Source organism: Allobosea sp. 01N443, from assembly GCF_056399325.1.
In genome coordinates, this window is sequence record NZ_JBFTRC010000249.1 from 1 (window position 1) to 11,722 (window position 11,722).

15 protein-coding genes are annotated in these 11,722 nt (G+C 65.0%); 8 read left to right on the forward strand and 7 right to left on the reverse strand.

Translation table 11 applies throughout. The features are described from left to right. On the reverse strand, nt 1–587 hold a 587-nt coding region (locus AC1DRP_RS33330), incomplete at its 3' end, for an MFS transporter (RefSeq protein ID WP_476770759.1). Between the two features lie 180 nt (nt 588–767). Here AC1DRP_RS33330 and AC1DRP_RS33335 point away from each other — a divergent pair. After that, complete coding sequence (locus AC1DRP_RS33335; RefSeq protein WP_476770760.1) at nt 768–1,688, forward strand: LysR family transcriptional regulator; 921 nt, start codon at nt 768–770, stop codon at nt 1,686–1,688. On the opposite strand, the gene AC1DRP_RS33340 is transcribed toward AC1DRP_RS33335, so the two are convergent. The 5 genes from AC1DRP_RS33340 to AC1DRP_RS33360 form a co-directional block, all read right to left on the reverse strand. Continuing rightward, on the reverse strand, nt 1,682–2,059 hold the full coding sequence (locus tag AC1DRP_RS33340) for a hypothetical protein (RefSeq protein WP_476770761.1): 378 nt from the start codon (nt 2,057–2,059) through the stop codon (nt 1,682–1,684). The two genes, AC1DRP_RS33335 and AC1DRP_RS33340, sit on opposite strands and share 7 nt — an antisense overlap. A 137-nt stretch (nt 2,060–2,196) precedes the next feature. Further along, entirely contained in the window at nt 2,197–2,622 is a 426-nt protein-coding gene (locus AC1DRP_RS33345; RefSeq protein ID WP_476770762.1) for an N-acetyltransferase family protein, read from the reverse strand. Between the two features lie 372 nt (nt 2,623–2,994). Next, nucleotides 2,995–3,663 carry a hypothetical protein gene (locus AC1DRP_RS33350; protein WP_476770763.1) on the reverse strand — a complete coding sequence of 223 codons (669 nt, stop codon included), beginning with the start codon at nt 3,661–3,663 and terminating at the stop codon, nt 2,995–2,997. A gap of 321 nt (nt 3,664–3,984) precedes the next feature. Further along, the gene (locus tag AC1DRP_RS33355; RefSeq protein ID WP_441493396.1) at nt 3,985–4,203 is read right to left on the reverse strand and encodes a hypothetical protein; all 219 of its coding nucleotides are present in this window, start codon (nt 4,201–4,203) and stop codon (nt 3,985–3,987) included. 88 nt (nt 4,204–4,291) lie between these two features. Next, a complete protein-coding gene (locus AC1DRP_RS33360) occupies nt 4,292–4,879 on the reverse strand; it encodes a Chromate resistance protein ChrB (RefSeq protein ID WP_441493397.1) in 588 nt (195 codons plus the stop codon). A 9-nt stretch (nt 4,880–4,888) separates the two neighbouring features. Between AC1DRP_RS33360 and AC1DRP_RS33365 the strand changes: the two genes are divergently transcribed. From AC1DRP_RS33365 to AC1DRP_RS33375, 3 genes are all read left to right on the forward strand, one after another. Beyond that, nucleotides 4,889–5,584 carry a COG4280 domain-containing protein gene (locus AC1DRP_RS33365; protein ID WP_476770769.1) on the forward strand — a complete coding sequence of 232 codons (696 nt, stop codon included), beginning with the start codon at nt 4,889–4,891 and terminating at the stop codon, nt 5,582–5,584. Beyond that, nucleotides 5,581–5,787, forward strand: coding sequence for a hypothetical protein (locus tag AC1DRP_RS33370; RefSeq protein WP_476770764.1), 207 nt, complete (start codon nt 5,581–5,583; stop codon nt 5,785–5,787). The genes AC1DRP_RS33365 and AC1DRP_RS33370 overlap by 4 nt, the downstream gene beginning before the upstream one ends. A 389-nt stretch (nt 5,788–6,176) precedes the next feature. Continuing rightward, nucleotides 6,177–6,431, forward strand: a complete 255-nt coding sequence (locus AC1DRP_RS33375; protein ID WP_476770765.1) for a hypothetical protein — start codon at nt 6,177–6,179, stop codon at nt 6,429–6,431. Between the two features lie 249 nt (nt 6,432–6,680). On the opposite strand, the gene AC1DRP_RS33380 is transcribed toward AC1DRP_RS33375, so the two are convergent. Continuing rightward, nucleotides 6,681–7,733: a LacI family DNA-binding transcriptional regulator gene (locus tag AC1DRP_RS33380; protein ID WP_476770766.1), complete on the reverse strand. Its 1,053-nt coding sequence runs from the start codon at nt 7,731–7,733 to the stop codon at nt 6,681–6,683. Between the two features lie 148 nt (nt 7,734–7,881). Here AC1DRP_RS33380 and AC1DRP_RS33385 point away from each other — a divergent pair, with 148 nt between their 5' ends. The 4 genes from AC1DRP_RS33385 to AC1DRP_RS33400 all read left to right on the forward strand — a co-directional run. After that, a complete protein-coding gene (locus AC1DRP_RS33385; RefSeq protein ID WP_162768114.1) occupies nt 7,882–9,183 on the forward strand; it encodes an extracellular solute-binding protein in 1,302 nt (433 codons plus the stop codon). 6 nt (nt 9,184–9,189) lie between these two features. Next, the gene (locus tag AC1DRP_RS33390) at nt 9,190–10,140 is read left to right on the forward strand and encodes a carbohydrate ABC transporter permease (protein ID WP_476770767.1); all 951 of its coding nucleotides are present in this window, start codon (nt 9,190–9,192) and stop codon (nt 10,138–10,140) included. An 82-nt stretch (nt 10,141–10,222) separates the two neighbouring features. Then, the gene (locus tag AC1DRP_RS33395) at nt 10,223–10,996 is read left to right on the forward strand and encodes a carbohydrate ABC transporter permease (protein ID WP_441493415.1); all 774 of its coding nucleotides are present in this window, start codon (nt 10,223–10,225) and stop codon (nt 10,994–10,996) included. Nucleotides 10,997–11,003: 7 nt separating this feature from the next. Continuing rightward, nucleotides 11,004–11,722 (forward strand): aminotransferase class V-fold PLP-dependent enzyme (locus tag AC1DRP_RS33400; RefSeq protein WP_476770768.1); only part of this gene is annotated, 719 nt, incomplete at its 3' end.

Below are 11,722 nucleotides of genomic sequence, written 5' to 3' on the forward strand. Positions count from 1 at the left end.
GGATCGCGCGATTCCTGCAGGACGCGCGCGCCCAGCGCCAAAGCGAGCACCGCCAGTACGATCACGAGCCCAAAAATGCTGCGCCAGCCGAAAGCGTCGATCATCAGGCCCGAAGCGATCGGCCCGAAGGCAAGGCCGACGCCGAAGCTCGTGCCGACGATGCTGAAGGCGCGGATGCGCGACGCGCCATCGAATTCCTGTGCGAGCGCCGCCATGMCGCCGGAAAAGGCGGCTGCCGCCGCGACGCCCTGGGCCGCGCGGCCCAGATCGAACCACAGGATATCGGGTGCAACGGCCAGCGCCATGGAGAGCACCGCGAACGCGCCGACGCCGATGAGGAAGACGCGCTTGCGGCCATAGGCATCGGCCAGTCCGCCCGCTGCCATCAGGCTCGATCCGAAGGTCAGCATAAAGGCGTTGGTGACCCAGTTGAGCGCGATCGGGCTGCCGCCCAAAGCCTTGCCGATGGCAGGAAGCGCCACGGCCGGCCCGGTAAAGGTCAGCGGCATCGCGGCCGCGGCGAGGCAGACGGAGAGGAGCACGAGCGCCTGCTCGGCCGTGCGCGGCCGCGTGGTGGTTTGCGTCATGGATTGAATGCCCTGTTCGATGGCGGCGGAGCTGCGACCCAGCCGGGGCTCGCCTTTCCCGGGAAAGCTCGCCTTTCCCGAGAAACAGGATAATCTCGATGGAATACCTGCCAAGGCGCCGCACATTCCGATCTTGGCGGAATTAAACGCTCGAATGCTCGTGTCTCGGGAGAGCCAGGAATGGATTCGCTGAGCGGCCTGATGGCCTTTGTCCGGACCGCCGATCTCGGCAGCTTCGTCATGGCCGGGCGCGTGCTCGGACTGTCTGCGTCGGCGGTCGGCAAGGCCGTGACCAGGCTCGAACAGCAGCTCGGCATCCGGCTGTTCCAGCGCTCCACCCGCAGCCTGCGGCTGACCGAGGAGGGGCGGGCCTTCCACGAGCGCTGCCGGCGCATCCTCGACGATCTCGACGATGCCCGCGCCATGCTCGCCCGCACGATGGACGTGCCGCGCGGGCGCCTGCGCGTCAGCACGCCGATCGTCAGCTACCACCTGCTATTGCCGGTCCTGCCGGAGTTCATGGCGCGCTATCCCGAGATCGAGGTCGATCTCGATTTCAACGACCGCCTCGTCGATCTGATCGACGAGGGCGTCGATGTCGCGATCCGCAGCGGCGAACTCCCGGATTCGCGCCTGATGGCGCGGACCCTGCGCCCATTCCAGATGCTGCTCTGCGCCGCACCGTCCTATCTGGAACGCCACGGCAAGCCGGAATGCCCGCGCGACCTCGACGGGCATCTCGGCATCCGCTTCCGCTATCCCAACAGCGGCAAGATCCAGGCCTGGCCGCTGACGCTCGTGGCCGGCGAGGCGGAACTGCGCACGCGCACGGTCCTGACCTGCAACAATATGGAGGCGCTGCGCGGCGCCACGGTCGCCGGTCTCGGTATCGGCTGCATGCCGGATTTCCTGGTGCGCGATCCGCTCGGGAAGGGCGAGCTGCTCACCCTGCTCGATGACCGGATCGATGCTCCCGGCCATTTCAGCCTGATCTGGCCCTCCAACCGCAACCTCTCGCCGAAGGTCCGGGTCTTCGTCGATTTTATCGGGGAGCGCCTGTTTTCAACCCGCTGCGAGGCGTTTCCCCAGCCCTCTCAGTGAGGCGATGGCCGCTTGTCCAGCAAGGCGCGAAGCCCGCGCACGGTGGTCTMGTCGAAGTTGATATCGATATCGACGCCGGAGCGGGTTTTCGTCCTCAGGATCAAGGTTCCATCATCGGCCATCACGAAACTGGTCTGTTCGGYGAGCACGGCGTTGACGACGTCGGCATTCGACGGGGAGCCGCGCATCTCGGCGGCGTGCATGGCTGCCGCTTCGAACCGCGACAGGAAATCACCCTCGAGCAGCCGCGGAATGTGAAGGATGAAGCGGCGTCCATTGCTGTCCGTCAGATCGAGGCAGCTGGTCTGCCCGCTCGTGGAGGCGCCGTGGCCATTGACCTGGCTCAAGAGGATCGTGGCGGGCTCTGTCATCCCTGCATTCCCTGGATTTGCTGATCTCAGGGGCCTCCTTAGCCGTTTCACGTCGAAGTCGGAACTCGGGGCGAGCCGGCCCTCGTCGATGTCGGGGCGGTTCGGCCTGGCGCCCGGTCTGATTGCGGGGGGGTGCGCTAGGGATCGAGCCGATAGACCTTGCAGATGACACCCTCTTGCGTGCGGTAGGTCCGAAAGCCCATCGCCTCGTAATAGGCCAGGCCCATCGCGTTGCCCTCGCCGATGGTCGCATCGATATTCTGCAGGCCAAAGGCTCTGGCGGCTTGCACTGTGGCTTGAAACAGCGCCGAGCCGACGCCTTGGCGAGCGGCGTGGGGGCTGACATGGGTTCCGATGATCCCCCAGCCTTCGGCTACCCCGTAGGGATTGTCGGCCGAGGTATGGCGCAGAGACTGGAACCCGAGAATCCGCCCCAGTTCGCCCTCCGCAACCGAGCATTCGATGCGCTGCTCCTGCTCGATATAGTGAGCCAGGACCCATTGGGGATCACCAGCGCTCTTGCGCAGGCCCGCAGTGAAGATCTCGTCCAGGGCGCTGCTCATACCTTGCGCATCAGCGGATGTGGCCGGTCTGACTTTCATGCTGACCTTACTCTCGTGGGGCGTGCGGGACTGTATTGGACGATCGGCCGTCAAGGCAAAGTCGGAACCCTGCCGAGGTCTTCACCCGTGACGTCACGGTGTTCTGAACGGGAAGCTAAAGACGGCCAGACACGACCTTGCCGTCGTCACGTTTCGCCGCCACGGTCCTGCGGATCAGACAAGTGTCCGCAGATACCGGTGCGCGAGGGCAAGGATCGCCCCCTTGGATCATCGGACCGGAAATCATATCCGCTCCCATGATCTAACCCTTTGTGTTTGCGTCGGCTTTGCCCCGAAAACCGCAATCCACTTTTCGGGCCGAAGCTTTAAGCCCTATGGACGTTTCCAGATCGCGAGGTCGCCCACCGTCCGGAACCCGGCCTCCAGTGCGGCTGCCAGTGCGTCGCCGCTCTCGTAGCCCACGAGGTCGCGACCGGGGACCGTCATTGTCGTGGCGCTGATCACCTCCGAGGTGTCGCCGAAGACGTTGCTGAGACCGGCCACGGCGCCCGTCTCCGTGACGATGCACCCGGCCACGATCGCGCCATCCGCCCGCCCGGCCAGCATCCTGATCCCGGGCGACGTCAGGAATGCCGGCAGGAAAAGCGGCGGCTCGCCTGCACGTCCACTCCAGGCCGCCTCCCATGCGCCCAACTCCTCGGCGACCATGATCGGGCGCCAGCTGAGCCGCGTTCGTCCCGCGGCCAGGCCGGCGGGCCGATGAATCCAGCGAGCATCGAACAGCGGCTCGAAGCCGAGACCGTCCAGCGCGAGCGCCCGGTAACTGTCCTTGACGAAGAAGGCCTCAGACGCCCGCGCTGTCCGTTTTGCGATGGCGTGCAGCTGAACCTGAGGATCGATTTTTGGGTCGACCGTGACGAGATGGGGGTAGAAGCGCGGCGGCGTTCCCGAGCACGCGGCGCAACCGTCGACACGCTCCACGCCAAGGCCGTGCGCGCGCCACATGGCGGTGCACAGCGCGGCGTTGTCGAGCGCCGCCATGCGATGAAACTCCGAAACCACCATGCTGTCTGCCTGCGTCCGACGGCAGGATCGGATCGCTCCTGCAGATTAGCCATGCCGTAACAGGACAGGGCCTGGCTTTCCATCCAGCTCGAACGTGGTCGGGAGCGTCTGGTCTGTCCCGTGCGGGTCCGCCATAGGCTGCCGGGGGCCGGGCCGACGCTCCTGGAACGGCCGCGAGCCGCGGACACCATCCACCAGATCATCGGACCGGATATCGTATCCGGTTCGATGATCTAAGCCTTTGTGTTTGCATAGGCTTTGCCCCGAAAACCGCAATCCACTTTTCGGGCCGATGCTTTAGAACAGCCGCTCGCTCATCTCACGCAGCTTTTCGGCCTCGGAGCGGAATGTTCGATATTCATGGCGTCCGGTAACGGGGTGGCGCCGATGCCAGAGCGTCTCCAGCCAGAACGGCCCGGTGTCGTCGCTCGGGAAGACGGGCCGCCACGCATACCATCCGCTCCAGAGGCAGTCTGAAGCTGGGATCGGGCCGGCATGGCGCGGGGCGGCCGTCATGATGCTTCTCCGCTAGAGAGTTGGTGAAAATGGAATCCCCTGCAATGCCTTATCGCCTTGTCTTCACGTGATTTCGTACGCCGGACCGCTACGCAGTTTTGCTGGAATTGCTCTGCTCCTTCGACGCCTCGGGAGACATGTTCTCCTCCTGCGCCGAAAAGACATTATGCGCGTAAGCGTCGAGAATAGCTTCCGACTTGATCAGGCGGCCTGCCGCCTCTTCGGCGCGATCGGCCTTGTAGAAATCGAGCTTCTGGATCTTGGCGATCCAGGTCTTGAACTTGGTCAGTTCCTGCTCGTTCTCCTCGAGCTCCGCGAAGGTGAAGTGCTTGACGCGGGTCTCTTCTGCAATCTCCTCCTCGAAGGCGATGCACTTCTCGATGAACTCCTTGTACTCGTCGTCGCGGTCGGCATTGAACCGGGCGATGATCTTGTCCTGCTGCTTCTGGTCGAGGCCGACCGTCGCCAGCAGCAGCGCTTCGCCCTCGGCCTCGGCGATCTCGTTCTCCAGCATCTTTAGGCGCCGCAGATGGTCATCGGTCTTGGGCAGCACGCAGACGCCGCCCTGCAGATAGACCGCGCCCATCCCCTTGAGCTTGCGCCAGATCGAGACCCGCTTCCGCGCCGGCTCGGCGGGGACCTTGTAGGTCAGCAGCAACCATTCCAATGCAGACATCGAACCACCATCGTGCTTGCGGTCGCAACGGTGCAGGGCTGGCGACCGGCCCTGACGGGGACAGTGGCAGGGCTCGGGGTTCTCGGCCTTCTCGTCCTGGYGCTCGGGCCCGTGATCGACCGCATCCCGCTCCAGGGGCTTCAACTCGTCATCGGCGTGCTGTTGCTGCTCTTCGGCCTGCGCTGGCTGCGCAAGGCGATCCTTCGGGCCGCGGGCATCATCGCCTTGCATGACGAGGAGCTCGCCTTCGCCAGGGAGACGGCGAGCCTGACCGAGGCAGCGCGCCGGGACGCGACGCAGCGCAACTGGATCGCGGGTCTCGCCGCCTTCAAGGCGGTGGTGCTGGAGGGCGTCGAGGTCGTGTTCATCGTCATCGCCGTCGGCGCCGGGCGCGGGCTGCTCTGGCCGGCGGCGCTGGGGGCGGTCGCGGCCTGCCTCCTTGTCCTGATCATCGGTTTCGCCGTTCACAAGCCGCTGTCGCGCGTGCCCGAGAACACCCTCAAATTCGGCGTCGGCGTGATGCTGTCGGCCTTCGGCGTCTACTGGACCGGGGAGGGGCTCGGCGTCGCCTGGCCCGGGCATGATCTGGCGATCCCGGCTCTTGCCGCCGTGTTCCTGGCGGTCGGGCTCAGCCTGGTCCCGGTCGCCCGTCGTCCCCGGACAATCGAGCCCCAGAAAATCGAACCCCAGGAGATGACCCGATGAACCTGCTGCGTCTGATATTTCGCGAACTCGTCGCCCTGTTCGTCGATGACGAGAAGCTGGCGCTGGCCATCCTGGCCGYGGTCGGGGCGTGCGGGCTGCTTGTCCGCTACCAGCAGGGCGCCTCCATCACGGTCGGCTTGTTGCTGCTCTTCGGCTGCATCGGCGTCCTGTTCGCCAGCGTCGTCCAGGGCGCGAGGCGCTAGCTCGACCAGTATCGGGTGCAGGACGCTGGTGGACGCGCGCATCTCGAATAGTGGATCCCGGCAGCGGACATGAACGCCTTCAACGACGCCATCGTCGGCAAGATCGAGATCATTCGGGAGTACCGCTAAGGGTTGGCTTTGCCCGTGATGGTGTTCAGCGCGATCGTCCCTGCCGTGGCCAGTAATCAAATCGCCTTTGATCTCCGGCGGCAATCGCGGGCGTATTCGCGGCGCATTTCCTTCAATTGCTCCCGATCGAGCCGAGACGTGTGTCCTGGCTTGGTAGCCTTGCGGGCTTCCTCGCGACACGCCTCGCGAGCGCTATCGCCGCTCTCCCTGGCTTGCGTCGGCAATGCGAAGACAGCCAAAACTGCGACGGAAAGCGCAAGGTGGAAATGCATGTCAGGCTCCTTTTGCGGAGGCAAAATTCGCTGCAGTTGACGCTATTGCAGATTGGCGCGGCGTCTGGTTGGCTGAGCACTAAAAGTGCGCCAGCAGTCACGGGAAGCAAAAGTAAGCAATTCACATTGAACGGCGTCAAGGGGCAGCAGCTCCTCCTTCGTCAGGCGCCGCATCATGTCGGCCGTGTCGGCATAGTGGACGCCATCGCGGATGCGACCTTCGAACTGATCCCCGTCGCGTAGCGCCACGAAAAKCTGAAAATCCTCTTCCTTGCCGTCGGCGACATCTGCGAACTCGTCACCCCTGCAGAATGCCGAAACCTCTTCAGCCCCGCCGGATATGCGTCCAATTGATCGTCCGGCGCTCCAGGGCAGGCGGGCGAAGCCCGAAGGGCTCCATCGCGACGGTCGCACAGGATGCCCGCGCTGGATCCGATGGTGGGGCCGGCGCCCGGGAACAAGCCGCCTCGCGCTCGATCTGCGCTCCCCGGGCTAGCCGCGTCCGTTCGGCTTGCGCGGCATGGCTGGCGCGGTCGACTGCCTGACGATCAGCTCCGGCGGGAAGATCCGGCTTTGGACGGGCTGCGCTTGTCCCATCGCATCGAGGAGGCAGTCGATCGCCGCATGCGCCATTGCCGAGAGTGGCTGCCTGACGCTGGTCATCGGCGGGTTCATCAGCCGGGCCAGGAACAGGTCGTCGATGCCGACCAGCGAGATGTCGTCGGGAATCACCAGGCCCTGTTCGCGCAAGCCCGCCGCGAGGCCGATCGCCAGCAGGTCGTTCATCGCGATCACGCCGGTCGGGCGCTGCTGCAGTCTTGCGATGGCGAGTCCGGCATCGATCCCGAGTTCCGCGATCATGTCGTCGCCATACTCGTTCGGCGGCAGCGAAATCTCATGGACAGACCCGTCCAGGCCATGTCTCTGCGCTGCCGTCCTGAAGCCGTTCAGACGCGCCGCGCGCGCCGCCGTTTGAAGCGGTCCCGTGACATAGGCGATATGCCGATGTCCGAGGCCAACCAGATGATCCACCGCGAGCGTCGTGGCCAGCGCGTTGTCCGTCGACACGACGGTAATGCCCTGAGCTGCCGACAAGGCGGCATTGCCCTCGAAAGCGACGATGGCGAGCCCCTTGGCGGCAAGGCCGGAGAGATGCCGGGGGTTCAGCAGGGACGAACCGGTGATGATGCCGCGAACGCCGAAAGCCGCCAGTTCCTCGGCAAACTCGGTCTCCCGGTGCGGGTCCCGGTACGTGTTGCAAAGGATCACCTGATGCCCCCGCGCCTGGGCGGCATGCTGGATGGCGGTGGCGATTTCGCCGAAGAACGGGTTTGCGACCGAGGGCACCAGAAGCCCGATCACGGCCGAGTGCCCGGTCTTCAGCTGACGCGCGGCCGAACTCGGCTTGTATCCGAGTTCCGCGACGGCGCTGCGGATGCGCTCAAGCGTGGCGGGGGTCATCTTCGCATGGCGATCGTTCAGGAAATTCGAGACACTTGAAGCCGAGACGCCGGCTATCCGCGCCACATCGAGAATGGTCGCCACCCCTTGGTTTCTCCCCTTTTTGGTGTTGGTGCATCGTTGCACCGATGCTGGAACCGTGCAACAAATCGCGACAACAACTGTGCGGCCCTCTCGTGGACGAACGAGAATCAAGGKCCGAAGCAGGGTAGCAAGGGAGAGCGAAATGGGCATGAAGGCATCACGGCGTGATGTGTTGCGTTTCGGGGCGCTGATCGCGTCGCCGGCCATTCTGAAGCTGACTGGCGCAGGCGCGCTGTCCTCGCCGGCCGCTGCCGCGGAGCCGGGCCGCCTGCGTATCGCCTGGTGGGGCGGAACCGACCGGGCGCGCCGGACGCAGGCCGCGATCGATGCCTTCAAGCTCGGGCGTTCCGGGCTCGAGATTGCCCCTGAGACCGTGGGTTGGGATGCCTATTGGACCAAGCTGGCAACCCAGGTCGCCGGCGGCAATGCGCCCGACATCATTCAGATGGACTACCGCTACCTGCCTGAATATGCGCGTCGCGGCGCGCTGCGGGCGCTCGACGATCTCGTCCCTTCGGTCATCGACCCCAGCGACTATGTCCCCTCGGTGCTCGAGGCCGGCAAGATCGACGGCAAGCTCTATGGCATCCCCATGGGCATGAACAGCGACGTCCTGCTCTATGACAAGACGATGCTGGAGAAGCTCGGCCTTGCCGCGCCAAACCCGGAGATGAGCTGGGCCGAATTCGCGACGCTCGGCGAGAACATCACCAAGAAGGCGAACCGGCGCGGCTATTTCGGTTCGGCCGATCCCAGCGTGATGGAGCCCGAGCTCGAATACTGGGTGCTGACGCGCGGCCGCACGCTCTATGACAAGGACGGTCGTCTTGGCTTCACCCGCGACGATGCCGAGTCCTGGCTGGCGCTCTGTGCCGAGATGCGGGGCAGGGGCGCCATCGTTCCCGCCGATCTCGCAGCGACCGACAAGATCACCATCGACAGCGACCTGCTGACGACGGGCCGCGCCGCGATCACCTTCACCAACAGCAACCAGATCGTCGGCTACCAGGCCGTCAGCAAGAGCAAGGTCGGGATGGCCTTCCATCCCAAGGGCGAGAAGCCGGGCGAGTATCTCAAGCCCTCGATGATGCTCTGCGTCTCGGCGACGGCCGCCGATCCCAAGACCGCAGCAGCCCTGATCGACTTCATGGTGCTGAAGCCCGAAGGCGCCAAGCTGCTCGGCGTCGAGCGCGGCGTCTCGCCCTCGGAGAAGATCCGCGCCCTGCTGGCGCCGGAACTCGACGAGGGCGGGCAGATGCAGGTCGAGCATCTCTCGCAGCTGAGCAAGCGCGGACCGGCGCCGCTCCCGCCGGCGCCGCCGAAGGGCGCGGCCGAAGTCACCGCCCTGATCCGCCAGGCGGCCGAGAAGGTCGGGTTCAAGCAGCTCACGCCGCAACAGGCGGCCGAGCAGCTCGTCTCCGAGGCCGAGCGCATTCTCTCGAAAGCCTGATCACCCATGGCTCACAGTGCCAGTCTCGCCGCCTCAACGCCGGGCCCTGTCGCCCGGCGTCGCTGGGACGGCGTCAGGAATGCCTTGCCCGGCTATCTCTTCCTCGCGCCGTGGCTCGCGGGCTTCGTGCTGTTCACGCTCGGCCCGACGCTCGTCTCGCTCTATCTGTCCTTCACCGACTTCGACCTGCTGCGCGCGCCGCAATGGGTTGGAGCGGCGAATTATCAGCGGATGTTCTCGTCCGACCCGAAATTCTGGGCGTCGGTCAGCGTGACATTGACCTATGTCGTGCTCTCGGTGCCGCTGAAGCTCGCCTTCGCGCTGGCCGTCGCGATGGTCCTCGATCGTGGCATCAGGGGCCTCAGCATCTATCGCGCGATCTTCTACCTGCCGTCCCTGCTCGGGGGCAGCGTCGCGGTCGCGATCCTGTGGAAGCAGGTCTTCGGCTATGAGGGCCTCGTCAACGAATTCCTCTGGTTCGCCTTCGGCATCAACGGACCGAGCTGGATCTCGAATCCGGCAACCTCGCTCTACACGCTGGTCCTCCTCAGCGTCTGGCAGTTCGGCTCGCCGATGATCATCTTCCTCGCCGGCTTGCGCCAGATTCCGCGTGATCTCTACGAGGCAGCCAGCATCGATGGCGCGACGCGGCGTCAGCAGCTCACCCGCATCACCTTGCCGCTGCTCGCCCCCGTGATCTTCTTCAACTTGGTCCTGCAGACGATCGAGGCGTTCAAGGCGTTCACGCCGGCCTTCATCATCAGCGGCGGCACCGGCGGCCCGGTCGACTCGACGCTGTTCTACACCCTCTATCTCTATCAGCAGGGTTTTGCCTATTTCCGCATGGGCTATGCCTCGGCCCTGGCCTGGGTCCTGTTGCTGACGATCGCCGCCTTCACGGCGCTCACCTTCTTCTCGCAACGCTTCTGGGTCTATTATGAAGACGAACAGCGCTGACGGCCGCCTCGCGCCGGAGGCGATCGACCGGTCGTGGCGGGCGCTCCCCAAGCATATCGCGCTCGCGCTTGCCTCGCTGGCGATGCTCTATCCCTTGCTCTGGATGTTGAGCAGTTCCTTCAAGCCGGAAGACGAGATCTTCAGCGATCTCTCGCTCTGGCCGAAGGCGGTCACCCTGGCGAGCTATGTCGAGGGTTGGTACGGTCTCGGCATCAATTTCGGCCGGTTCTTCCTGAATTCGCTGATCGTCTCGGGGCTGGCCGTCATCGGCAACCTGGCGGCCTGTTCGCTCGCCGCTTTCGCCTTCGCGCGGCTTGAGTTTCCGCTGCGGAAATTCTGGTTCGCGGCGATGCTGGGCACGCTGATGCTGCCCTATCACGTCACCCTGATCCCGCAATATGTCCTGTTCCAGAAGCTTGGCTGGCTGAACACGTTCTGGCCGCTGGTCGTGCCGAAATTCATGGCGGTCGACGCCTTCTTCATCTTCCTGATGGTGCAGTTCTTCCGCGGCATCCCAAGGGAACTCGACGAGGCGGCCGTCATCGACGGCTGCGGACCCTGGCGGATCTACTGGAGCATCATGCTGCCCTTGTCGAAGCCGGTCCTGGCGGCGGCCGCGATCTTCTCCTTCATCTGGACCTGGGACGATTTCTTCGGTCCGCTGCTCTATCTCACCGATGTCGCCAATTACACGGTGCCGCTGGCGCTGCGCGGCTTCGTCGATGCGACGAGCCGCTCGTCCTGGGGGCCGCTCTTCGCCATGTCGGTGCTCAGCCTCGTCCCGGTCTTCGCAGCCTTCCTGATGTTCCAGCGCCATATCATCGAGGGTATTGCGGCCTCCGGCCTGAAGCGGTGAGCAAGCGATGAAAGCGACCGCCACCTCCGTCCCGCCCAAGCCTGTCCAGCTCGGATCCTCGATCCGCGGGGAATGGTTGCTCGACTGGAGCAAGCTGACGGTCAATCACGGTGCCTATGGCGCCACGCCCAAAACCGTTCTCGCCGCCCAGGACGCGTGGCGCCGGGAGATGGAGAGCCAGCCTTCGCTCTTCATGCGCTCGGTCCTGCCTCTGGCCCTGCGGCAGGCCGCGGGCGCGCTGGCGGATTTCCTCGGTGCGAAGGGCGAGGACCTCGTCTTCGTCGACAACGCCACGAGCGGCTGCAACGCCGTCCTGCGCTCGCTGGATTTCGCGCCGGGTGACGAGATCCTGATCCTGAGCCACGCCTATGGCGCGGTTCGCAACACGGTCGCCTACCTCGCCGAGCGCAGCGGAGCCCGCATCGTGGAAGCGCCGATTGCGTTTCCGCAGCCTTGCGCCGCGCAGATCGTAGAGGCTGTCGCGGCCGCCATCACGCCACGCACCCGCATCGCGGTGCTCGACCATATCACCTCGTCCAGCGCGCTCCTGCTGCCGATGGCGGAGCTGATTGCGGCCTGTCACGCGGCGGGCGTACCGGTGCTTGTCGATGGAGCCCATGCGCCCGGCCAGATCGCGCTCGATCTCCAGGGCCTCGATGCCGACTGGTATGTCGGCAATTGCCACAAATGGCTGATGGCCCCGAAAGGCTGCGCCTTCCTGTGGAC